Source organism: uncultured Planktomarina sp. (genome assembly GCA_943788425.1).
Lineage (GTDB): Bacteria > Pseudomonadota > Alphaproteobacteria > Rhodobacterales > Rhodobacteraceae > Planktomarina.
The window spans coordinates 517781-540893 of sequence record CALSQF010000006.1 but is presented as its reverse complement, the minus strand read 5'-3'; the positions used below and the strand labels follow the sequence as shown (position 1 = coordinate 540893).

Annotated in this window: 18 protein-coding genes and 2 tRNA genes; 11 read left to right on the top strand and 9 right to left on the bottom strand. The window is 52.3% G+C overall.

Going from position 1 to position 23113, the window contains the following annotated elements:
* Positions 1 to 8 precede the first annotated feature (8 nt).
* From ABLW18_RS08330 to ABLW18_RS08315, 4 genes are all read left to right on the top strand, one after another.
* Entirely contained in the window at positions 9 to 1475 is a 1467-nt protein-coding gene (locus ABLW18_RS08330; RefSeq protein ID WP_347824374.1) for an aldehyde dehydrogenase family protein, read from the top strand.
* Between the two features lie 2 nt (positions 1476 to 1477).
* Positions 1478 to 2266 (top strand): coniferyl-alcohol dehydrogenase, encoded by a 789-nt coding sequence (locus tag ABLW18_RS08325; protein ID WP_347824341.1) that lies wholly within the window; start codon positions 1478 to 1480, stop codon positions 2264 to 2266.
* A 12-nt stretch (positions 2267 to 2278) separates the two neighbouring features.
* The gene (locus ABLW18_RS08320; RefSeq protein WP_347824340.1) at positions 2279 to 3805 is read left to right on the top strand and encodes a flotillin domain-containing protein; all 1527 of its coding nucleotides are present in this window, start codon (positions 2279 to 2281) and stop codon (positions 3803 to 3805) included.
* Between the two features lie 345 nt (positions 3806 to 4150).
* Entirely contained in the window at positions 4151 to 5326 is a 1176-nt protein-coding gene (locus ABLW18_RS08315) for a cytochrome P450 (RefSeq protein WP_347824339.1), read from the top strand.
* A gap of 517 nt (positions 5327 to 5843) precedes the next feature.
* Here the strand turns inward: ABLW18_RS08315 and ABLW18_RS08310 are convergent.
* A tRNA-Met gene (locus ABLW18_RS08310) sits at positions 5844 to 5920 on the bottom strand.
* Between the two features lie 126 nt (positions 5921 to 6046).
* Positions 6047 to 6835 carry a helix-turn-helix transcriptional regulator gene (locus ABLW18_RS08305; protein WP_347824338.1) on the bottom strand — a complete coding sequence of 263 codons (789 nt, stop codon included), beginning with the start codon at positions 6833 to 6835 and terminating at the stop codon, positions 6047 to 6049.
* Positions 6836 to 7481: 646 nt separating this feature from the next.
* Between ABLW18_RS08305 and speB the strand changes: the two genes are divergently transcribed.
* A complete protein-coding gene (gene speB / locus ABLW18_RS08300; RefSeq protein WP_347824337.1) occupies positions 7482 to 8435 on the top strand; it encodes an agmatinase in 954 nt (317 codons plus the stop codon).
* 7 nt (positions 8436 to 8442) lie between these two features.
* Here speB and ABLW18_RS08295 read toward each other — a convergent pair whose 3' ends face one another.
* Entirely contained in the window at positions 8443 to 9285 is an 843-nt protein-coding gene (locus tag ABLW18_RS08295) for a sugar phosphate isomerase/epimerase (RefSeq protein WP_347824336.1), read from the bottom strand.
* 152 nt (positions 9286 to 9437) lie between these two features.
* On the opposite strand from ABLW18_RS08295, the gene ABLW18_RS08290 reads away from it, so the two are divergent.
* Complete coding sequence (locus tag ABLW18_RS08290; protein WP_347824335.1) at positions 9438 to 10526, top strand: trifunctional transcriptional activator/DNA repair protein Ada/methylated-DNA--[protein]-cysteine S-methyltransferase; 1089 nt, start codon at positions 9438 to 9440, stop codon at positions 10524 to 10526.
* Here the strand turns inward: ABLW18_RS08290 and ABLW18_RS08285 are convergent.
* The 3 genes from ABLW18_RS08285 to ABLW18_RS08275 form a co-directional block, all read right to left on the bottom strand.
* Entirely contained in the window at positions 10494 to 11474 is a 981-nt protein-coding gene (locus ABLW18_RS08285; RefSeq protein WP_347824334.1) for a fatty acid desaturase, read from the bottom strand. The genes ABLW18_RS08290 and ABLW18_RS08285 overlap by 33 nt on opposite strands.
* A 93-nt stretch (positions 11475 to 11567) precedes the next feature.
* Positions 11568 to 13445, bottom strand: a complete 1878-nt coding sequence (locus tag ABLW18_RS08280) for an acyl-CoA synthetase (protein ID WP_347824333.1) — start codon at positions 13443 to 13445, stop codon at positions 11568 to 11570.
* 106 nt (positions 13446 to 13551) lie between these two features.
* Positions 13552 to 15342, bottom strand: coding sequence for an ABC transporter transmembrane domain-containing protein (locus tag ABLW18_RS08275; RefSeq protein WP_347824332.1), 1791 nt, complete (start codon positions 15340 to 15342; stop codon positions 13552 to 13554).
* Between the two features lie 448 nt (positions 15343 to 15790).
* Here ABLW18_RS08275 and ABLW18_RS08270 point away from each other — a divergent pair, with 448 nt between their 5' ends.
* From ABLW18_RS08270 to ABLW18_RS08250, 5 genes are all read left to right on the top strand, one after another.
* Positions 15791 to 16039, top strand: coding sequence for a spore coat protein U domain-containing protein (locus ABLW18_RS08270; RefSeq protein ID WP_347824331.1), 249 nt, complete (start codon positions 15791 to 15793; stop codon positions 16037 to 16039).
* Positions 16032 to 16280 (top strand): spore coat protein U domain-containing protein, encoded by a 249-nt coding sequence (locus ABLW18_RS08265; RefSeq protein ID WP_347824330.1) that lies wholly within the window; start codon positions 16032 to 16034, stop codon positions 16278 to 16280. Before ABLW18_RS08270 ends, ABLW18_RS08265 begins: the two co-directional genes overlap by 8 nt.
* A 224-nt stretch (positions 16281 to 16504) precedes the next feature.
* On the top strand, positions 16505 to 16864 hold the full coding sequence (locus ABLW18_RS08260) for a hypothetical protein (protein WP_347824329.1): 360 nt from the start codon (positions 16505 to 16507) through the stop codon (positions 16862 to 16864).
* Positions 16786 to 17226, top strand: coding sequence for a hypothetical protein (locus tag ABLW18_RS08255; RefSeq protein ID WP_347824373.1), 441 nt, complete (start codon positions 16786 to 16788; stop codon positions 17224 to 17226). The genes ABLW18_RS08260 and ABLW18_RS08255 overlap by 79 nt, the downstream gene beginning before the upstream one ends.
* A 56-nt stretch (positions 17227 to 17282) precedes the next feature.
* Positions 17283 to 17576 (top strand): hypothetical protein, encoded by a 294-nt coding sequence (locus ABLW18_RS08250; protein ID WP_347824328.1) that lies wholly within the window; start codon positions 17283 to 17285, stop codon positions 17574 to 17576.
* Between the two features lie 68 nt (positions 17577 to 17644).
* Here the strand turns inward: ABLW18_RS08250 and ABLW18_RS08245 are convergent.
* From ABLW18_RS08245 to rpoC, 3 genes are all read right to left on the bottom strand, one after another.
* Positions 17645 to 17718 (bottom strand) — tRNA-Gly (locus ABLW18_RS08245).
* 95 nt (positions 17719 to 17813) lie between these two features.
* Positions 17814 to 18689, bottom strand: coding sequence for a DMT family transporter (locus ABLW18_RS08240; RefSeq protein WP_347824327.1), 876 nt, complete (start codon positions 18687 to 18689; stop codon positions 17814 to 17816).
* A gap of 127 nt (positions 18690 to 18816) precedes the next feature.
* Complete coding sequence (gene rpoC, locus ABLW18_RS08235; protein WP_347824326.1) at positions 18817 to 23067, bottom strand: DNA-directed RNA polymerase subunit beta'; 4251 nt, start codon at positions 23065 to 23067, stop codon at positions 18817 to 18819.
* Positions 23068 to 23113 lie beyond the last annotated feature (46 nt).

The window sequence follows — 23113 nt, the reverse complement described above, 5'->3', positions numbered from 1 at the left end:
TGTTAGACATGACCGCCTCCGCCCCCGCGATTAAAGGGATTTATATCGATGGTCAGTGGCATCAAACGCCGCGCCAGTTTGATGACATTAACCCAAATGACGGCGCGCTTTGGGCGCGCATTCCTGACGCCACGGGGGCCGACACAAAACGCGCGATTGATGCGGCACAAGCGGCCTTTCCAGCCTGGGCTGCGCTGAAGTTTCAAGAGCGCGCTGATCTGATGCTTAAAGCCGCAGAGATCATCGAACGCCGCGCGGGTGATTATATCCCTGCTGCCCAGTTCGAAGGTGGCGGATGGTATGGCAAAGGGGTCTATGAGACCAAGGTCATGCCAGAAATGTTCAAAGCTGCCGCCGCCGCGTGCTATACGCCGATTGGTGAAGTACTCCCCTCGCTATATGGCAAGGTCTCCAACGCCGTGCGCACGCCCATGGGCGTGATCGCGATCATCACGCCTTGGAACATGCCGGGCATTTTGGCGACGCGCCCCTTTTCAGTGCCGATGGCGATGGGTAACACGATTGTGCTGAAACCCTCTGAGGATACGCCTTACCTGGGCGGTTTGTTCTTTGCGGAAGTCATGGAGGAAGCCGGCGTGCCGCCCGGTGTTTTCAACGTCATCACCTGTTCGCGTGATAATGTGGCCGAGGTCGGAGATGAGATGGTCGATAACCCTAAGGTCAAAGGAGTGGCCTTCACTGGTTCTGCTGCGGTGGGTCGGCGCATCGCTGCAAAATGTGGGGCGCATCTAAAAAAGGCGTGTATCGAGCTTGGCGGCAAAGACAGTCTTATCGTCCTTGAAGACGCAGACATGGAGCGCGCGACATCCTCTGCAAGCTTTGGCGCGTTCATGCATCAGGGCCAAATCTGCATGAGCGTTGAAAAGGTGTTGGTGCAAGAAAAGGTCTATGAAGAGTTTATGAAAGGCTTCGTTGCGCGCGCGTCTAAACTGAAAACGGGCAATACCGCTGACAAAGCCAATGTGATCGGCCCATTGATTAACGAACGTCAAGTGGAGCGCGTGAAGCACCAGCTTGATGATGCCGTCGCGAAGGGTGCCAAAATCGTGCTTGGCGGTGGGGTCAATGGACAGTTTGTGGAGCCTACGATTGTTATCGATGTCACCTCCGACATGGACATTTGGCGCGATGAGACCTTTGGCCCTGTCGCTGTGGTCACCACGTTCAAGACCGACGCCGAAGCGATCGCGATGAATAACGACACGGAATATGGTCTGTCAGCGGGCATTATCAGTCGCGATGAGTACCGCGCCATGGACATCGCGCAGCATTTGGAAACGGGCATGTGCCATATCAACTGCTCACCTATCAACGACGAAGCCCACGCACCGTTTGGCGGCACCAAAGCCAGCGGCTTGGGACGCTATGGCGGTCGATGGTCGCAAGAAAGCTTCTCTGAAACGCGCTGGATCACGCTGGATCGTGGCCAAAAACAATATCCTCCGGTGTTTTGAACATGAAAGATATAGTAAAAGGCAAACGCATTTTGGTGACGGGCAGTTCCTCAGGGATCGGTCTTGAGACGGCCCGCCTGCTGTCCGAACAAGGGGCCGAAGTTTTGGGCGTCGATATCAATAAGGGCTTCGATCACGTTGATGAGTTCTACCGTGCGGACCTCTCAGATCCGCGCACCATTGATGCCCTGATTGATGTGCTGCCAGAAGACATTGATGGGTTGGTAAACAATGCGGGGCTTCCGCCAACGCAGCCTGCCAATCGATTGTTGTTGGTGAACTGGCTGGGGCTGAAGCGTCTCACCCATGGACTCATTCCGAAACTAACCGATGCAGCGAGCATCGTGAATGTCGCCTCGCTTGCAGGGCATGGCTGGCCGAATGCGGTTGATGCGATCAAAGCGGCGGAGCATCTGGATTACCACAATCTTGATGAGTTTATCGAACGCTGGAAAGTGTCATCTGAGGGCGGTCGCAGCTACTTCTTTTCCAAAGAGCTGCTGATCACATGGACCATGCAGAACCGCTGGACGTGGCGCGATCGCGGCATTCGCATGAACGCGGTCAGCCCGGGGCCAGTGGATACGCCAATCCTAGCCGACTTTATCCAAACGCTCGGCGCGCGTGCGACAGAGGACCGTGACACGATGGATCGGCCCGGCACACCCGAAGATATTGCCCCTGTGATTATGTTCCTTGTATCAGACATGACACAGTGGATCAGAGGTTTCAACATTCAGGCCGACGGTGGCATGGCGTCAAATCTGACCTGCCGCGCGCACGGTTTATAGGGAGGGGAAAAGATGGGGCTCATTGGCTGGATCATTCTCATAGTCATTCTTTTGGCAATCATCATCGCACTTGCTGCTTGGTGGTATGAGCGGGGCAACAACGAAGTGTCGCTTTTGCGGACTGGCGTAGGGGGGCGTCGCGTCGTGATCGATGGCGGCGTGCTTGCGATCCCCTATTTCCACGAAATCAGTCGCGTGAATATGCAAACTCTGCGCCTCGATGTGGATCGACGCGGAGATTCATCCTTGATCACGCAAGATCGCTTACGTGTCGATGTTGGCGCGGAATTCTACGTCTCTGTCATCCCTGACGAGGATTCAATCACACGTGCGGCGCAAACCCTTGGCAAGCGCACGTTTCAACGAGATGAGCTGCGCAATTTGATCGACGGTATGCTGGTCGATGCTTTGCGCTGTGTTGCGGCACGTATGTCGATGGATGAGCTTCATGAGAACCGCGCGCAGTTTGTTGGTGAAGTGCGTGAAGGGTTGAAAGACACGCTTGCGCGCTACGGACTGCAACTCGATAGCGTGTCCTTGACCGGTCTCGATCAAACACCATTTTCATCTTTGGACGAGAACAATGCATTTAACGCGGTAGGAATGCGCAAACTGGCAGAGGTCATTGCAAAATCCAAAAAGGAGCGTGCAGAGATTGATGCAGACAGCGAGGTGTCGGTGCGTCGCGCGTCTATGCAAGCCTCGCGTCAACGTCTTGAGATTGATCTAGAAGAACGCCGTGCAGAGATCGCGCAGCAACAAGAGATCGAAACACTCGCCGCCGCTCAGATCGCAGAAGTTGCGAAACGTAAAGCCGAGAGCGAGCGCTCGGCGACAGAAGCCAAGATTGACATGGAACGCTCAATCCAAGCGGCTGAAGTAGAGCGGGAGCAAGCGCTCTCTATTGCCGAGCAAGATCGCGAGATTGCAATTTCCGCGAAGTCTCAGGAAGAAAGTCGCGCGCAAGCAGAGGCGGACACAGCCCGTGCAGAAGCTGTAAAAGCGTCCGAGGCACTCGCGACTGTGCGGGCCATGGCCGAAGCGGAACGTCGCGCGAAACTTGCCGATATCTCTGTTAAATCAGACGCAAATACTGCCGCTGCGCGCGCGGCAATCATGGCAGACAGTGATAAAGCGACAGCCAAAGACAAGGCCGCTGCACGACGCGAAGAAGCAGAAGCTGAAAAAGTAGTTAAGCTGGCTCAAGCAGATGCAAACCGCGCACATATTGAGGCTGAGAACTCACGCTCTGATACTCTGGTCGCAATGGAGCTTGAGAAAGCGCGCCTTGAAGCGATGCCGAAAATCATCAGTGAAATGGTCAAGCCGGCAGAAAAGATCAATTCGATAAACGTCAATCATGTGACAGGGCTTGGTGGGTCAGGCGGCAGCGGTGGCGAAACTGGGCCAAAATCACCGGTGACAACCGCGATGGACTCCATCATGGATATGGCGGTACAATATCCTCTGCTGCAAAAGATTGGCGATCAAATGGGCGTCTCGTTTGACGAGACACTTGGTAAGAAAAAGCCAGACTGACGTGGTTGTGGTTTTTTCGATCCGTTTCGACGCTCTGTAAGAAAAGTCGGCCTCAACATTGTCGGCTATTGAAGGTGCATCAGACGAATGCGAATTCACATCGGATGGCTGATGCACCCTGAATCTATGCGCTCAATAATTGACGCCACTCAGCGAGAGCAGCGTTGCGGTTCAGGTTGAAATTGAGACGTGAGTGAAGGTGGAGTTTCTATGGCTCAGAGCCAACATTACCCCTGACCGCTGGCTCAAAGATTTCGCGGAGGCGCCCTTCAAATAGGCGTTGCGCCCTCTCATACTCAAGGAAAATGCCATGCGATTACTCGGAGAGAATGGATAAAAAGCACCATGAAACAAGCGCCCGAAGATACCGAAATTACTTTGGCTCAATTGGATGATAACCCATTTCCAATATACAAGCGTCTGCGGCGCGAGGCGCCCGTTGTGCAGGTCAAAAACGCCGGACGCACGTTTATAACAAAAGCCGTAGACACCAGATATGTGAAAGACAACCCAGAAATTTTCAGCTCAAACGATCCGAATACACCAATGAGGCGAGCCTTTTGGGCCCATACCTTGATGCGTAAAGATGGCCAAGAGCACCTGCGTGAACGTATGGCTATGGCACCATCTTTCGCACCCAAGGTAATTCGTGATGAATGGGTTCCGGAATATGAAAAAATTGCCAAAGAATATGTGGCCCGCCTGCCACGCGGCGAGGTGGTTGATTTGTTTTCTGCGCTCTCCGGCCCCTACGCCGCCCGCGGTCTTGCTATTGTGCTTGGGATCGACGCGGCCACAGACGATCAAATGCAGCGCTGGTCACAGGCCTTGATTGATGGTGCAGGAAATTTCGGCTGGAAGGATGAACCGTTCCAGCGAGCCGATCGCGCCAATGAGGAAATGCATCGGCTTTTCGACAGCCTTCGAGACCGGCATCGCGCCAAACCCAACAACTCCGCATTGTCGGTTATGCTCAACGCAGATGATCCAATTGAGAAAACACAAATTTACGCCAATATGAAAATCGCTATTGGCGGCGGAATTAACGAGCCCCGAGATGCCCTGAATACCGTTTTATTTGGACTGCTCTCCAATCCAGAACAATTGGGAGAGGTGAAGCGCAACGCGGATTGGGACAAAGCTTTCGAAGAAGGCATTAGATGGGTTGCGCCAATTTCTGCCTCATCGCGGTTGGCCGTTGAGGATACCGAAATAAGGGGATGTTTCATCCCAAAAGGAGATGTGGTCATGACCATTCAGGCCAGTGCCAACCGTGATGAGGATCTGTTTGACGATGGTGAGTCCTTTTTCGTTTATCGCAATACGAACCCACATCAATCTTTTGGCAATGGTCCACATTTTTGCCAAGGAACTCACATTGCACGCCGCGCGGTAGCGCAGGTCATGTTGCCCATATTGTTCGATCGCTTTCCAAATATGTCCTTGTCCAAACCAAGCGCCGTTAACTGGCGCGGTTTTGGTTTTCGCGGGCCACTCAACCTACCAGTGCTGTTAAATTAGAATGAAAGGTGTTGTCAGACGAATGAGAACTCGCATCGGATTACTGGCGCAGCCTGAATTTATGCGCTCAATAATTGGCGCCACTCAGCGAGAGCAGCGGCGCGGTTCAGCTTGAAATTGGTGCGTGAATAGAAATGCAGTTGCCGAACAAAATTACCTCCGAATGAAACTACACGGCTAATACTAAAGGCCCGTGGTCCGAGACGCGAGGCCCTATGATTGGGGGGGCTGGTGTGAGCCTGGCACGTTTCATCTGTTTGGATTGGGCGCAGTAACCCCCGAAACAAGATGGCCGACACCTCTTGGGAATGCTTAGCTCAGGAAACAGGCTCTCGCTATGATTGGTGCGGGAGTATTCACAGCAGATTAAGCTTTATAGTTTGCTGTTCCCTCGATCAGAAATTCGACTGACGTCAGGGAATGTTAAAAGCGGCAATGGACGCGGCAATTATTCTGTGATGCAAATAGGTCCTAAAACGCAAAAAACGCCAACTCATTGAGCCAGCGTTATTTTTGTTGGTTGCGGGAGTAGGATTTGAACCTACGACCTTCAGGTTATGAGCCTGACGAGCTACCGGGCTGCTCCATCCCGCGCCAAGTTTCTGCTAGCTAGACCCTCACCACGCAAATCACAAGGGGTAAATCGCAGATTTTTGCCTCTCAATCCAATTTTCCGCAACGAGCCGCACAGGGCCTTTCGATCATATCGCAATCTCATACTCAAACCGTGTGGACCTGAAATTCTGGCCCATCGAGTATATCGCGAATCACAGTGGAGACGCGCGGTGAATTCTTTCGAACCAAGCCGCTGGCTTTCAGCCCGTCTCTCAGATCCGTACCAATTCCAAGACGGCGCCAGAGGCGCGCTTTATATAGGATTTCATTTGTATCAATATGAGTCGACATCATGCGGCTGGAGAGCAGCTCTGTATGCTTCCAGTCACGAACCGAAATAATCTCCGAGACCAACGGCACGGCCAGAGGTTTTGAATAAGACTGAATAAATACATTATGTTCAAACTTCGCCGCTTGCCCTCCACCTTTGAACAGTATTCGATTGCCCAAAAGCGGTTCGCGACCACGAATAATGTGGCGTAAAAAGGTTGCATTTTCACGCGAAACCACGCAACAAAATGCAATCATATAGTGATTTGGCCAAGTCTTCGTGTTGAAATATATCAAGTAATCTCCACGAAACCTTTCCAAAGCGCGCGGTGGCTGGCGGAAAAAAGCATCCCGCGAAAACTCCAATGTCCGCTGTGGAGGACGGTGTTTGAGCAACGCCACATTGCGGTATTTCTGAGAAAATTGGCTATGCGGCATTTCAAAATCCGCCGCTTGCACATTGAAATAATCAAAAATGGCGATCAAATGATGGGTATTAGGATAGGACTTGTTGTTAACATAGCGACCAAATTGCTGACGGTTGATTCCCAATTCGCGCGCAACAAAGGACACAGATTTCCTCAGACAGCAGAGCCACCGCAGATTCTTGCCAAATTCAGTCATAAAATGCGCCTAAATAGAAAATCATGATCAAATACATGCATAAGATGCAGGATTTATATTTTCCAACTCCCACGGCATTGCAATGGTTTTGAGCGTTTTGGCCCAAATTGTACGGCCAAATACTCGGTTGGATCAGCCCCAAAGCAGCGGCAGCGCAGTCCACCCGCAGTCTCGCGAAATGAAATATGAAAGAAAGGTGAATAAATTACCCGCCAATGCAATCTAAACAGGTATTTTTGAGCGCATTCGAATAAATTTGTATACTATCGCGCAATTTCCATGCTCGGATGCTTCCTTTAGCGGTGGGAGTGTAGCACGCAATGAGGCAAAGGTAGGTAAGACGAATTAAACAGGGCCAAGCCCTATGGCACCAGTCTAGCTGACACATGTCCTAGCTGATCTTCACCTCATCACCTGCTGCGGCCCCTTTGGAAGGGGACAAGAACATACAGTTCCCACACCGGGGTGGATGAGGTGCGCTCTGCCTGCCAAACCCTCCACAAACTGGGATAGAACGCGTCTGCGGCCACCCTCACCCTCACCTACGCCCGCCGCAGGCGCGCTCGCTCTGAATGCTCTAATTTTTTATCGACATTTTCAGCCCAATCGCACAACATTGATTCGGTAAAAGCAAAACGGAGCCTTTATGTCAGATCACGGTTATGAAGCAGGGCGGCTGAACTTGCCTTTTGTTGGGATTTCCACTTTTGGCAAACGCCCCTATGTGGCGGATTGGGACGCGATCGACGCTGATGTGGCGATTCTGGGTGCTCCCTTTGATTTTGGCACCCAATGGCGACCTGGTGCGCGCTTTGGCCCGCGTGCGGTCCGCGAAGCCTCAACTCTGTTTTCTTTCGGACATGCCGGTGCCTATGACCACGAAGATGACGCCACATATCTGGCAAGCGATGTGCGGATCGTTGATTTGGGTGATGCCGATATCATCCATACGAAAACCGACGAAAGCCATGCCAACATTGAATTTGGCGTGCGTAAGATTTTGGCCGCAGGCGCGCTGCCAGTTGTGGTGGGCGGCGATCATTCCATCAATATCCCCTGCATCAACGCCTTTTCCGAGCAAGAACCGGTACATGTGATACAGATTGACGCTCATTTAGATTTTGTGGACAGCCGTCATGGGGTCACTGCGGGCCATGGCAATCCCATGCGCCGAGCCATTGAAAAACCATGGGTCAGCGGCATGACGCAACTGGGCATTCGCAACGTCAGCTCCACTGCGAAAGAAGGCTATGATGACGCCCGAGCCCGCGGATCTGATATCCTCTCAGTACGACAAGTCCGCACATTAGGGCTAGAGGCTGTGCTGGAGCGAATCCCCGCCGGAGCGCGCTACTATGTCACTATAGATATCGACGCTTTCTGCCCCTCCATCGCTCCGGGCACCGGCACGCCAAGCCATGGCGGTTTTCTGTATTACGACGTCTTGGAAATCTTGCAGGGCCTGGCCCAGCGCGGACAAGTCGCCGGGATTGATCTGGTTGAAGTGGCACCTGCCTATGACCCAACGGACAGCACGCAAATTCTTGCGGCGCAATTGCTCTTAAACTTCATCGGCTTTATTTTTCACCAAAGGCGATGAGCGGCTCTTAACGATCGCCGCCAAGCTCTTGCCAAATCTCTGCGACCCAAGCTTTAATCTGCAAAGCCTCTTCCCAGCGATTGGACATCTCGCGCCCCTGGGCATCGGTCATCGCATATTCCGGCGGCCCAAGCTCGCATAGGAAGATACACTCCCCCTCGGAGCGCCGGCGCCAATCTTGCAGCCCTTCGCGCCACCACCCTTTAAAGAGCTCAACCCATTTTTGATGCTGCGGAAAGTCCAATTGCAATTGAATCTGCTGCCGACTGGCCACCCGGCCTTGAAAACTATCCGAGCGCTGCAAAATTCGGCTAATCAACCCCATGTCACGCTCCGACAGGGGAAACCAAAATTCGCGGTCGACCACATAATGACTCAAGTCAGCGCATATGCGCATCTCAGGGATCGCATCAAGCAGGCAAAGCGTGGAATATAGATCATTCGTGATGCAATTGCGATGAGTCTCAAATTGCACCGGAACGCCAATCTCATCGGCCATATCCATCCATTGCCGGATCACGGGAATCATCCCATCAACACTCAGTGGCGTCACCTGACCAATCACATCCACAAAAGGGCTGCCGAAATCCTTCGCCATGACCAGCGTCTCGCGCAGGCTTTCAACGGTCTTGGGAAATGCAACAATCAAAGGTGTGAGACCATGACGCTCCATATGCGGGCGCACCTCATGGGCTTGCGCCACATCACCAGCACCTAGGTCAATTGCCATCCCATCATAACCTGCCCGCGCTACCATTTCGCACAGCTGCGCGTAGGGCAGTTTTATCCCTGTTTGATCGTGCGGCTGCATGGCCCAAAGGCTGGTGAAGGTCTTAAGCGTCTGTGTCATCTGGCAAGCCTGCAATGAGTTCTTCTATGAGGCAAGTCATTTTCACGCGGCCTGCGGCGGTCCGGCCCAAACTGACACATTGATGCCAAAAAACTCACAGTCACGCCCGAAAAACGGCGCAACGGCAAAGAGAATCGCGCTAGGATGCTGAAATGATGTTTTCGTTGCCTGATCCAGATGTGCTCTATGATGCACTTGTCGCCCGGAGTGATGCCTATGAGGGGCGTGCCTATGTCGGCGTAACCTCAACGGGCATCTTTTGCCGTCTCAACTGCCCGGCCCCCAATCCCAAACCGGAAAACTGCACGTTTTTTGACAACCCCGGCGATTGTATCGCTGCGGGATTTCGCCCCTGCAAACGCTGCAACCCGCTGGCGCCTGTGGCACGGCTGGATCCGCTTGTAGATCAGATGCTAAAAGCCTTTGATGCAGACCCGATGCGCCACTGGAGCGAGACTGGCGTCGCCGAGATGGGGTTTGACCCGTCAACCGTAAGGCGCGCCTTCAAACGACATTTTGGCATGACGTTTCTGGAAATGGCCCGCCACCGCCGATTGCGCCATTCCGCCGAGGTTCTGGCCAAGGGCGATAGGGTCATCGAGGCCCAACTGAGCGCAGGATTTGACTCGCCCAGCGCATTTCGCGCCGCTTTCGCAAAATTTTTGGGACGCGCCCCAGGAGAGTTTTCCGAAAATGCCCAATTGCGGGCCAGTTGGTTCGATACCCCCATTGGCGCAATGGTGACCATCTGTGACGCCACCCATGTGCATTTGCTGGAGTTTCCCGAGCGGAAAGGTCTGGCCCGTGAGGTGCAGCGCCTCTTTCAATTTTCCAAGGGGCAATTGGGTTTTGGTCGCTTTGCCTTAACCGATCAGCTGCAAGAGCAATTGACCGAATTTTTCGAGGGGCGGCGACCGAAATTCGATCTGCCTTTGGCCCTACATGGCACCGATTTTTCCAAGACTGTCTGGCGCGCTTTGCAAGAGATCCCGGCCGGTCACACCCGATCCTATGCGCAATTGGCGCAGGCTATCGCCCGCCCCACTGCCATGCGTGCTGTCGCGCGCGCCAATGGGGCCAATCAAATCGCCATTGTATTGCCCTGCCACCGCGTCATTGGCGCTGATGGCACTTTGACAGGCTATGCCGGCGGGCTGTGGCGCAAGCAAAAATTAATAGAGCTGGAGCGCGCCTATGCGGATGCCGACTTAAGCCTCAACCCGCAACGGGCGTCCCGCTGACCGGGGAACAATCCAAACTTCATCCATGGGCCATTGGCTTTCATCTTTTTGCGCAAACCGCTTAATGACTTCGATCTGAAATTCGATCCAGCCCATCCGATGCACAGGCCCTGCCTGCGCTTCAATCTTCGCATTCAGCTGCCGCAACTTCCAAAACGGCACTGAGGGAAACACATGATGCGCCGTATGATAGGGCATCTGCCAGCACAGCCAGCGCATCAGCGCATTGGTCCGCGTTGACCGTGTGTTTTTTAAGATATCATTCTCATGGCTGAGACCCAAATGCTCAATGGTATTTTGCAACTGGTGTACAGGTTTCGTCAACAGCATCGGCAATAGCCAAAAACTCAGCGCCGCCCATGAATTCATAGCAATTGAGACCAGAAAGATCGCTGCATAGAGCGCCAGATGAACCCGGCTCTCAAAAATGATCTTGGCCTCTTCCTCGGTGCGGATAAATGGCTCTATAATGACCCCCCGCGCCCGGCGGATCACCCCAAAGATGCGATTGCGCCAATAAGTGACCCCTGACAGCCACAATAAATAGGTCGTAAGCGTATAGGGCGCGCGGACCAACTCGCCATCTTTTTCCCAATCTTGCGTATGAGTATGATGTGCGAAATGCATAACTTGATCGTAATCTCGTGGAAAGATCATCACAAAGCCAATCAACCGGCCAAAGAGCACATTTAACCCCCGGGTGGCAAAAACGGTGGCGTGGCTCAGCTCATGCTGCGCAGCATAGAGAAAATTGAGCAAAACACCCAAGACACATCCGGTCAGCCAGACCCAGGCCGTTCCCAGAGCCAAACTGTGCAGGTAACCGGCCAAGACAATTGCGCCCAAATGACTGGCCATTTGTACGGCCCCCCAAAGGTTCGAGCGTGTATTGAGCGCCTTAAGTTCGGCAGGCGTGACCAGCTTTCGGCGTGAAAATGACGCGTCCATATTAACCTCATCCATCAGTTCCAAGGCAGCCTAGTCAGCGCTCTGAAGCCTGTCCAGCCCCTTGCTGCAACGCCGCTCTGCCCCGTCTCGTCCTTAAGATGCGCGCTCCCAAGACCAGGTAAAGGCACCCAGCACCTGGTTCACAGCCTCATCTTCCGCGGTGCCATGTACTTGCGCCACCAGCCCCCGTTGCTTGTCCTCAATCACCGCGTGCACCTCTGCCAGCACACCCGCCTCCGCCAGTGCCGCATTATAAATGCGAATGATCGCAGATTTGCGCAGCGCAGGTTTGAAAACCTTTCCAACGGCGGTTTTGGGCAATTCAGGCAAAATCTCGATATATTTTGGTTGTGCAGCCCGCTCTGCCACACGTTCATTGGCAAAAGTCACGAGCTCCTCTGGGCTGACCTCGACGCCGGCGACCAGCTCCACATAGGCACAGGGAATTTCCCCTGAATGCGCATCGGGCTGGCCAATCGCGCCGACGAATCCAACAGCCTCGTGGCCCGCGAGAGCTTCCTCAATAAGAGCCGGGTCAATATTGTGCCCGCCGCGAATAATCAGATCTTTGGCGCGGCCAGTGATCCACAGATAGCCATCCGCATCCATCCGTCCCAGATCCCCCGTGCGCAAATAGCGCTCGTCATGATACAGACTGTCATTCTTGGCCGCCTCGGTATAGGTGTGGCCGGCAAATACTCCGGGATTATCAATACAGATTTCTCCAATCTCATCGACATCGCACTCCACAAGCCCCTCTGGCCCGTCCCGCAGAATTTTAACAGTCGTATGGGGCAAGGGCAGACCAACGGATCCCACTTTTTTAAGACCTTTATCGGGGTTGCAAGAGACCAAACACGTCGCCTCGGTCAAACCATATCCCTCGACAACCTCAACCCCTGTTGCGGCTTCAAAGCGCTTGAACAATTCAACGGGCAAAGGCGAGGAGCCAGAAAACGCCGTTCGAAGCGATGAGATATCAGCATTCACAGGCCGCTGCATCAGAGCTGAAAGCGCGGTCGGGACGGTGATCATAAACGTCACATTCCACCGCTCTATGAGTTTCCAAAAATTATCAAACACCCCCTCGCCCCGATAGCCTTGTGGGGTGGGAAAGACCACATGGGCGCCGGAGCTGATCATAGCCATCAAGATGACATGACAGGCAAAAACGTGAAACAGTGGCAAAGGGCAAATGATTGTATCTTGGGCCTCAAATAACATCCGATCCCCAAGCCAGCCGTTATAAACAATGCCAGAATATTTATGCTGCGCAACTTTCGGCATGCCCGTTGTTCCGCCGGTATGGAAATAGGCCGCAACGCGGTCTTCCGTTGCATCTTGAAAATCAAGTATCCGATTTTGCTTGGCCAGCTCAGCATTGAAATCCATAACCTGCGCGGCGTGGCTGACGGTGACTTTCGGACGAATAAGCGGCACGATCCAAGATTTTGGCGGTGTCAGGTAGCGGTTGAGATCCACTTCCAACACAGTCTGCACATTCGGTGCCTGAGCCACCGCATCGGCTGCCAGCTGTGGCAAGTCCGTTTTTGGGAAACCGCGCAGGGTGACCAAGACTTTCGCATTCGTCTCGCGCAGGATCGCGGCAATTTGGTCAGGTTCCAGCAAAGGGTTAATTGGATTGGCAATCCCCGCAATGCTTCCCCCCACGAGGGTCAAAGCCGCCTCGCTGCAAATCGGCAAAAGATAAGCCACGACATCATTTTCCCCAACACCCAAGCGGCGGAATAGATTGGCGGCCTGAACTGACTTATCACGGAACTCTTGCCAACTCAGGGTTTCGGCCTTGTCCGTCGGACCAGAGGTGATCTGAAAACTAACGCCAGGGCGCGCACCATGACGCTCAGCCACCCGGTCGATGAACTCATACATCGTTTTAGGAACATCACGCTCTGCCCAGGGCATTTCGTTTTCAACTGCGTCCCGATCAGCTTTAGTTGCAAATCCCATAAGCATCTCCCAAAACTCACACGCGCCAATCCGCGTTTCTATGAGACAAGATGCGAAATATTCATAAATTGCGCAAGGAATTTGCGCAGATCACCACAGATAACTGCTATACGCCTTCGGTTTCAGAAAACTGGAGTTTGGCCAAGCGCGCATAGAGCCCGCCTTCTGCGACCAAACTGGCATGCGTGCCCTGCGCCACAATTTGGCCCTGATCCATCACCAAAATACGATCTGCGTTTTTAACCGTCGCCAAGCGATGCGCCACCACCAAGGTGGTGCGATCTTTTGACAGCTCTTCAAATGCTTTTTGTACGAGCGCTTCGCTCTCACCATCCAGGGCTGAGGTCGCCTCATCCAACAGCAGCACCGGGGCATCGCGCAAGATTGCACGGGCAATCGCAATCCGTTGCTTTTGCCCGCCCGACAGCATCACACCACGCTCGCCGACATAGCTGTCATAGCCATCCGGCAGAGCGCTGATAAAATCATGTGCCGCCGCCGCCTGAGCTGCCGCAATCACCTCATCGCGGCTGGCACTCGGGCGACCAAATAAAATATTATCATAGGCAGAACTGGCAAAAATAACCGGATCTTGCGGAACAAGCGCCATGAATTGGCGAAAGTCACTGCGCCGCATCTCAGATAAAGGCACACCACCCAGGGTAATGCGGCCGGCCTGCGGGTCAAAAAATCGCTGCACCAGTTGAATAATCGTAGACTTGCCAGCCCCAGAAGGTCCGACCAAAGCCACCGTCTCACCGGGATTGATGGTGAAATTCACCACATTCAGCGCCGGCGAATCTGGTCGGCTTGGAAAAGCAAACTGAACATCTTCAAAGACGATAGCCCCAGTTTTCGCGGGTGTCGGCTCTATTGGATCGGCAATCGAATCCTCAGCCTTCAGTAACTCAACCAAGCGTTCAGTTGCACCAGCCGCCCGCTGCAGCTCGGACCAAAGCTCTGACAAAGCCGCGGTAGAGCTGGCAACAATTGCGGCGTAGATGACAAATTGCACCAATTGTCCCGCAGTTGTGGCGCCGCTGCGCACATCAATGGCACCAATCCACAACACCCCCATCACACCGCTAAATGCCACAAAGATGATGATCATCGTAATCAGCGCACGCACTTTGATCCTTGCACGGGCGCTGCCATAGGCTTTTTCGGTGACATCTGAAAACTCTGCTGAACTGCGCGCCTCATGGGTAAAGGCTTGTACGGTTTGCGCCGACAAAAGCGATTCCGACGCCTTCCCGGAAGAGGCCGCGATCCAGTCTTGGTTTTGTCGCGACAAGCCGCGCAATTTACGTCCCAATGCCAATATTGGACCCAAGATTAAAGGCACGATCAAAAGAACCAAACCGGTCAGCTTTGGCGAGGTCCAGAGCATCATGATCAACCCACCAGACATCATCAGCATATTCCGCAGCATCCAGCTGGCAGAAGACCCAATGACCGATAAGATCAATGTCGTGTCGGTTGTGATGCGGCTGAGAACTTCACCCGTCATCAATTTCTCGAAATACGCCGGCGACATGCCAATCATGCGGACAAAGATGGCCTTGCGCAAATCAGCAACCACGCGCTCGCCAAGACGTGTGACCACATAATAGCGTAGGCCCGTGCCCAGAGCGAAGACCGCAGCCACCGCAATCGCGCCCAAAAAATATTGATTGAGCAAAGATACATCCCCAGCGGAAAATCCGTCAATCACCCTGCGGGCCGCAACCGGCAGGATCAACGAGACGCTGGCCGTTATGGTGAGGGCCGCCAATGCCAATACGACCCAAACTTTGTAAGGGGAAAAATAAGGGAGCAGAGCTTTTAATACGCCAACTTGTTTTGAGGCTGCGCGCTCGTCGCTCACCTCTGCCGCTGAATTTGGTGTCTGTGCCATACCCGCCCCTTGAGTTCGTGCAGACGATGTAACCGGGTGCAGTGCAACCAACAAGAGGGCGCGTTCAATAAAATTGGAGTATCGCATATGCCGCGGCGACCAACAGGCCAAGAGTCTCACCAACCGGCCGGCGACCACAATTTTTTAGGATCCATCACCCCAAAAACCTGCTTCCGCGCGATAGAAACGCGTCAAAGTTTAAACCAATCATTAACAGGTTTAAATCAAAGTATAAACGATCTCTAAATTGTAAATTAATATCAAAAAAAGCACAATTTTCATACTTTTGAAGGACAATTTTAGCCAGTTGTCCAGTTGAGAAATACAGCGGGCGGATTTACCATTTGTTCGTATTTGTGAGCTTACTTGTGCAGCGAAGTCTCGCAACTTCTTCCCAAGACTTCAATTAAAGCAAACATTAATTAAGTACACCACAATGACATATGCAATGAAACTCGCCGCACCATTTCTCTTGGCAACATTGGCATCGGCTCAGGTCGCTCAGGCTGGCAGTGCAACTGGAATAATGAATGTCTCTGTTAACGTTCATAGTTCTTGCACCGTTTCTGCTGTTGCTCTGAATTTTGGCTCCATTACACCAGGTTCAGCAACAGATGCACAAGGCAGCATCGGCGCCGCCTGCACAACCGGCACAACCTATAAAATCACCATTGATGGGCGGCAGCTCTTTGGTTGATACCAACCGGCGTTTGGCTGAAGCCGAGAGCAAAAACTATCTGGAGTATATCATCGCCTTTGATGAATCTCGGGCAGTCGATAGCTACATTCCAGCAAATGACGCCTTGGTCAGCAACGCTATCGCTGAAAGCAGCGAGACCGTGAATTATTCGCTCTATGGCCGCGTTTTGGCAGACGAAAACAGTGTAGGGGTCGTTGGCACTTACTCCGATACACTGGGCATTACCGTCACATACTAATACAAACGATTAGATGAAATCCCTTGAATTGGGCCCTGAAGATTCCGTTCACAGGGCTCACTTCATTCCACCGATACTGGTCGATAGCCCCTCTTTTAATTTTGTTTTTCATGTATAATTTCAATAATTTACCTGCGTTTTAAGCAATGATTTAACACTCCCTAAGTATAGCGATACCTACCATTTATCGAACCCAATAGGGTCACACTTTCAGGAGACTTCCTATGACTGGCATTTTGCGCATACTTTACACCGCTTTCACCATTGTTTTTCTGGCAACCAGGCTTCAGGCCAATTCTACAATTGTCCCCGTTATTGTCGACGTGGAAGCCTCTGGCCGCGGAGTTGTGGAAATCACAAAACTGCGAACTCAACCCACACTTTATAACATCGAAGTGTTGAAATGGGCCATGGTCAATGGAACCTATGAATATAAGACAAAAGATTATTCATCGTCAGCCCACCAAGCTTCAAACTCCATCCCGGAAAATCCAAGAAAGTACGTCTGGGCTTTCGCGGAAAGCGTGGCACCCCATCAGAACAAACCTTCCGTCTTATCGTCGCAGAAGTTCCCTCAGAGGTGAAGAAAGCCGAGGAGGGCACATCAACACTTGATGTGATTCTGCGCCATGTCCTGCCGGTTTATGTCGCCCCGCAAAGCCCCGGTGGGCCGAAATTGAGCTGGACCATCACGAGCCAAGGCGACACCGCCACCCTGCGGGCCACCAACTCAGGCAACCAGCGGGTGACCATGGTAAGCGTCGGATTGCATCCGAATTCCAACCAGGACAACACGCCCGTATATGCCAACAACAGCATAGCACATACTTTAGTGGGATCCTGGCGGGAATGGCAAGTAAAACTGCCGGAAGGTATGCCGCCAGGCAAGGCGGTCTACAAACTGACTGGGTTGAACCAAATCTATCAGCTGGCCAATCATGAATAGGGTAACGTGGGCGGCATTTAAACATATGTGTGCTTAATCTCTATCTCTTGTAGGGTTTGGCTTGTACCCTTGGTGCAGGCCAGCGCCACCAAAACGCGCAGGTGCATCTGCGCGTTAAGCCTAGCCCGCTGTGCCCCATCGCAGAATATCAGGCGGTCAATGGCGCAGGCCTAGAGTTCGCAGCTGATGCCGCGGATCCGCAGGCGGTGGCACCGCTGTCTTTGACACCACAAGAAAAGGTCAGGCTTGACCTCACCTTTCATGCACAGTTGAGACTGGGGCCACAAACGCCAGCCAGTGCTGTTGAATTTCTATGCGATTTTGATGTGACCCTTGAGTCCAAACCTTAGATCCATACCACGAAAGAACATGGAACCCACTATATGTTTGTATTCATGACGGAAAAAATGTGTGATTTTGGAGCGGGTAGCGGGAATCGAACCCGCACCTTAAGCTTGGAAGGCTCTTATGATACCATTTCACCATACCCGCACCGTGTCAGAGAGGTATGCCAGCGCAATTTCAACGTCAAGTCCGGAAGTGCAGAATATCCACACTTTGGCACAGCCAACAGAGTATGGCCTGTGTTAAGCAGGTTCCGCCTTCCGACCTATTCGCTGGCGATAGAGTGTAAAAGCGCCCGTACCAACAATAATCGCAGCCCCCATTAAAGCCAAAGGATCTGGCAATTCACCAAAAAATACGTAGCCCAATATTAATGCCGCAATGAGGCCAATATAGCGAAACTGTGCGGTGAAGCTGACATCCCCTGTGCGAATGGCGTAAACACTGACCAGATATCCCAAAAAGATTGCAAATGAAGAGCCGCATAGGGCCGCCCAAGATGTCAGAGAAATCGCCACCCAGGGCTCAAACCTCGCTGCTACAGCCGCCGCACAGAACACACCAACGGCGGCAAAGAGCGACATTTCCTGTGAGGAAAGCTTGGCCCCTAAACTGCGGGCCGTCAGATCACGGATGGTGACACAGATCACAGCCGCCAAACAAAATAATGAGTAAATATTGAATCCATCACTTCCAGGTTTCACAATGAGCAACATCCCAACAAAGCCGATGAAAATCGCCACCAATCGGCGCCAACCCATAGGTTCACCGAGGAACGTGAAAGCAGCCAACGGGATGGTGAGCGGCAAGATCTGCAAGATGGCCGTCATATTTGCCAATTCCATATTGAACAGAGCAGTAACAATAAAAAATGCGGCGCCAATTTCGGCCAAGACGCGCAGCAATAGGATCATCTGATCGCGGCGCCGAAGATCCTGCACCCGCCAACCGGAGCGCATCACCAAAAGTGCCAGAAGGACCACCACCATCCCGCCGCGCACCGCAAGCGTTTGGAATATTGGCAGCACCCCGCCCAAAGATTTGATCACCGCGTCATTCACAGCAAAACAAATCATAGAACAAACCATAAAGAGCGCTCCACGGATATTGTCGGTCATCAATCTGCCTTCGCTTTGAAAATGGATGTCGCCTTAGACCTACCGGGCTTTATTTCGACAAAAAGTGCAACTGCAAAAGAAAAGGGCCGCTCAGAAGAACGGCCCTAAATCACAAAGTGTAACTATCTTACTCGTCGTTATTCTCAACCGTATCGACCGATAGGCTTTCAAACATTTCATCAGGCGTATCGGCAACGGCGGCCGGTGCGGCTAAGGCAATAGCCTCTTCCGCTTCCGCACGCCGCGCTTCGATCACAACATTGTCGCGATCCGTAGCCACACGACGCATTTTCTGCGTCGCACCACCGGTGCCCGCTGGGATCAAGCGCCCAACGATGACATTCTCTTTAAGACCAATAAGCTTGTCACGTTTGCCTTGCACGGAAGCCTCTGTCAGAACCCGCGTGGTTTCTTGGAATGAAGCCGCAGAGATGAAAGAGCGTGTTTGCAAAGAGGCTTTGGTAATCCCCAGCAAAATCGGCTCACCCTGCGCAGGGCGGGTGCCTTTTGAAAGGGCTTTTTCATTGGCCGCATCAAATTCAGCTTTGTCGACATGCTCGCCCTTGAGCAAGGTTGTCTCTCCGCTGTCGGTGATTTCCCATTTTTGCAACATTTGCCGCACGATCACTTCAATGTGCTTATCGTTGATCTTCACCCCTTGCAGGCGATATACGTCCTGAACCTCGTCGATCATATAATCGGCCAAGGCTTCAACACCCATTACCGCAAGAATATCATGCGGCGCAGGGTTACCATCCATGATGTAATCACCCTTCTTGATGAAATCACCTTCTTGGACGGGGATGTGCTTGCCTTTTGGCACCATGTACTCGACTTGTGCCAAAGTCTCGTCAGCCGGTTCAATCGCAATGCGACGCTTGTTTTTATAGTCTTTGCCAAAGCGCACATAGCCATCAATTTCTGCAATGATCGCGTGATCTTTGGGGCGACGTGCCTCAAACAATTCCGCAACCCGTGGCAGACCACCGGTGATGTCTTTGGAACGGCCACCCTCGCGCGGGATGCGCGCAAGAATATCGCCCGCTTTGATTTCCTGACCATCTTCAACAGATAGAATCGCATCCACGGACATGGCATAGGCAATTGGATTGCCATCTTCACGGATCAGCATTTCACCCTTTTTATCGGTGACGATGATTTTGGGCGCCAATTCGCTGCCTTTCAAGGCTGCGCGCCAATCGGTCACGATTTTTTGGGTCATGCCTGTGGCGTCATCGGTTTCGTCGCGAACTGCGATGCCAGATACCAGATCTACATATTTCACCACACCTGATTTCTCAGCAATGATCGGCAATGTGAACGGATCCCATTCAAACAGCTTGTCGCCACGCTCAATTGTTTGGCCATCTTTAACCAACATTTTCGAGCCATAGGCCACCGTGTAGCTGGCAATCACTGCGCCACCCACGTCAAGAATACTGGCGACCATGTTCCGAGTCATGGAGAGCTGCTCGCCGTTTGAGTTTTCCAGCAAGACTGCATTCTCGAAATGCACTTTACCAGATTGGCTACTTTCTTGGCTCGATTGCTGGCCACCACCTTGGGCAACACCACCAATGTGGAATGTCCGCATGGTGAGCTGTGTACCCGGTTCGCCAATTGATTGCGCCGCGATGATGCCAACCGCTTCACCTTGGTTCACCAATGTACCGCGGGCCAAATCACGACCATAGCAGGCCGCACAGATGCCATCTTCCGTTTCACAGGTCAAAGGAGACCGGATCAACATGAAAATCACACCATTCTCTTCGATAAAGTCCGCTTTGCGCTCGTCGATGATCTCGCCTTTGGCACATAAGACCTCATCAGTGCCGGGTTTGACCACATCTTCAGCCGCAACGCGGCCCAGAATTCGCTCTGACAAAGAGGAGATAACTTCGCCATCATTGATCGCGGCGCGAGCTGTGATGGAACGATCAGTGCCGCAGTCGTGCTGGCGCACGATGCAGTCCTGCGCAACATCCACAAGACGACGTGTAAGGTAACCAGAATTGGCCGTTTTCAGAGCCGTATCTGACAGACCCTTCCGCGCACCGTGGGTTGAATTGAAATACTCAAGAACGGTCAGACCTTCTTTAAAGTTCGAAATAATAGGTGTCTCGATGATATCGCCGTTTGGTTTGGCCATGAGACCACGCATGCCGCCCAACTGTTTCATCTGAGTGACCGAGCCACGCGCTTTGGAATGGGCCATCATGTAAACCGAATTCGGTTCCATTTCAGCGCCGTTCTCATCATATTTCACCGAGGCAATCGCATCCATCATGGAATCAGTCACTTGGTCATTACAATTTGACCAGGCATCAATCACCTTGTTGTATTTCTCACCCTGGGTGATCAAACCATCCATATATTGCTGTTCGAACTCTTTCACTTGAGCGCGCACACCATCAACGATGGTCCATTTTGTATCTGGGATCAGCATATCATCTTTGCCGAATGAAATACCGGCACGGAAGGCTTCACGGAAACCCAAAGTCATCACATGATCACAAAAAATCACAGATTCCTTCTGACCACAGTAGCGATAGACCGTGTCGATGACCTGTTGAACTTCGCCTTTTTTCAAGAGGCGGTTCACCAAACTGAAAGGCGCCTTAACATTCTGCGGGAGCAAAGCGCCCAAACGTACGCGGCCCGGTGTGGTTTCGAACCGCACCAAAACCTCATTTCCTTCATCATCAATCTGCGGAATTCGGGCTTGAATTTTCGCATGAAGATGCACAACACCCGCATCAAGCGCGTGCTGAACTTCATCTACGGAGCCAAAAATCATGCCTTCGCCCTTCATGCCTTCGCGCATGAGAGAGGTATAATAAAGGCCTAAGATCATATCCTGTGATGGTACGATGATCGGTGCGCCGTTGGCTGGGGATAAGACGTTGTTGGTGGACATCATCAAAACCCGCGCTTCCAACTGCGCTTCCAAACTCAATGGAACGTGAACCGCCATTTGGTCGCCATCAAAGTCAGCGTTAAACGCAGAACAGACCAGCGGGTGAAGCTGAATAGCCTTACCTTCGATCAAAACCGGCTCAAAAGCTTGGATGCCCAAACGGTGCAGTGTTGGCGCACGGTTGAGCATGACGGGATGTTCACGGATCACCTCATCGAGGATATCCCATACTTCCGGCCGCTCTTTTTCAACCAATTTCTTAGCTTGCTTTACAGTGGAAGACAGGCCCTTGGCCTCCAAGCGACTGTAAATGAAAGGCTTAAAGAGCTCTAACGCCATCTTTTTCGGCAAGCCACATTGGTGCAGCTTGAGCTCAGGACCGGTCACAATTACCGAACGACCGGAGAAGTCAACGCGTTTACCCAAAAGGTTTTGACGGAAACGACCCTGTTTGCCTTTGAGCATGTCAGACAAGGATTTCAACGGGCGTTTGTTTTGTCCGGTGATCACCCGGCCGCGACGGCCATTGTCGAACAAGGCATCCACAGATTCTTGCAGCATGCGCTTTTCGTTGCGCACAATGATATCAGGAGCGCGCAGTTCGATGAGGCGCTTTAGACGGTTGTTCCGGTTGATGACACGACGATAGAGATCGTTCAAATCCGACGTTGCAAAACGGCCTCCATCCAAAGGCACCAAGGGGCGCAATTCTGGTGGGATCACTGGAATCACAGTCAAGATCATCCACTCTGGCCGGTTGCCAGATTCAATGAAGCTCTCAACGATTTTCAGACGCTTGATGATTTTCTTTGGCTTCAATTCGCCAGTGGCTTCCGAAAGATCAAATCGCAGTTGCTCGGCCTCTGCTTCCAGATCAATCAAGGACAACATTTCACGAATGGCTTCCGCACCAATACTGGCAGTGAAGGCATCCATGCCATAGATATCCTGCGCGTCGAGGAACTCTTCTTCGTTCATCAACTGGCCATAAGTGAGGTCCGTGAGCCCCGGTTCAATGACCACATAGTTTTCGAAATACAAGATCCGCTCAAGATCGCGCAATGTCATATCCAGCATCAAACCGATGCGTGACGGCAGAGATTTCAAGAACCAAATATGCGCAACAGGGCTGGCCAGCTCGATATGGCCCATCCGCTCACGGCGGACTTTCTGCAAGGTCACTTCGACGCCACATTTCTCGCAGACAACGCCGCGATATTTCATGCGCTTATATTTGCCACAAAGACATTCGTAATCTTTGATAGGGCCAAAGATACGCGCGCAGAACAGGCCATCCCGCTCGGGCTTGAACGTGCGGTAGTTGATGGTTTCTGGCTTCTTAATTTCGCCAAAAGACCATGACAAGATTCGTTCCGGACTGGCCAAGGAGACTTTGATTTCATCAAAGGCTTTGGGCGGCGCAATCGGGTTAAACGGGTTGGTTGATAGTTCCTGGTTCATCTTAAATTCCTTTTAATCAGAGGGAGGGACGGTGGGCGTAAAATGC

What these genes read in the sequence shown, in the direction of transcription:
- speB (WP_347824337.1), top strand. Translation starts at nt 7,482, where the DNA reads ATGTCAGATCACGGTTATGAAGCAGGGCGGCTGAACTTGCCTTTTGTT.
- ABLW18_RS08270 (WP_347824331.1), top strand. Translation starts at nt 15,791, where the DNA reads ATGAAACTCGCCGCACCATTTCTCTTGGCAACATTGGCATCGGCTCAG.
- ABLW18_RS08315 (WP_347824339.1), top strand. Translation starts at nt 4,151, where the DNA reads ATGAAACAAGCGCCCGAAGATACCGAAATTACTTTGGCTCAATTGGAT.
- rpoC (WP_347824326.1), bottom strand. Translation starts at nt 23,067, where the DNA reads ATGAACCAGGAACTATCAACCAACCCGTTTAACCCGATTGCGCCGCCC.
- ABLW18_RS08285 (WP_347824334.1), bottom strand. Translation starts at nt 11,474, where the DNA reads ATGGACGCGTCATTTTCACGCCGAAAGCTGGTCACGCCTGCCGAACTT.
- ABLW18_RS08240 (WP_347824327.1), bottom strand. Translation starts at nt 18,689, where the DNA reads ATGACCGACAATATCCGTGGAGCGCTCTTTATGGTTTGTTCTATGATT.
- ABLW18_RS08260 (WP_347824329.1), top strand. Translation starts at nt 16,505, where the DNA reads ATGACTGGCATTTTGCGCATACTTTACACCGCTTTCACCATTGTTTTT.
- ABLW18_RS08330 (WP_347824374.1), top strand. Translation starts at nt 9, where the DNA reads ATGACCGCCTCCGCCCCCGCGATTAAAGGGATTTATATCGATGGTCAG.
- ABLW18_RS08295 (WP_347824336.1), bottom strand. Translation starts at nt 9,285, where the DNA reads ATGACACAGACGCTTAAGACCTTCACCAGCCTTTGGGCCATGCAGCCG.
- ABLW18_RS08275 (WP_347824332.1), bottom strand. Translation starts at nt 15,342, where the DNA reads ATGGCACAGACACCAAATTCAGCGGCAGAGGTGAGCGACGAGCGCGCA.
- ABLW18_RS08290 (WP_347824335.1), top strand. Translation starts at nt 9,438, where the DNA reads ATGATGTTTTCGTTGCCTGATCCAGATGTGCTCTATGATGCACTTGTC.
- ABLW18_RS08305 (WP_347824338.1), bottom strand. Translation starts at nt 6,835, where the DNA reads ATGACTGAATTTGGCAAGAATCTGCGGTGGCTCTGCTGTCTGAGGAAA.
- ABLW18_RS08325 (WP_347824341.1), top strand. Translation starts at nt 1,478, where the DNA reads ATGAAAGATATAGTAAAAGGCAAACGCATTTTGGTGACGGGCAGTTCC.
- ABLW18_RS08320 (WP_347824340.1), top strand. Translation starts at nt 2,279, where the DNA reads ATGGGGCTCATTGGCTGGATCATTCTCATAGTCATTCTTTTGGCAATC.
- ABLW18_RS08280 (WP_347824333.1), bottom strand. Translation starts at nt 13,445, where the DNA reads ATGGGATTTGCAACTAAAGCTGATCGGGACGCAGTTGAAAACGAAATG.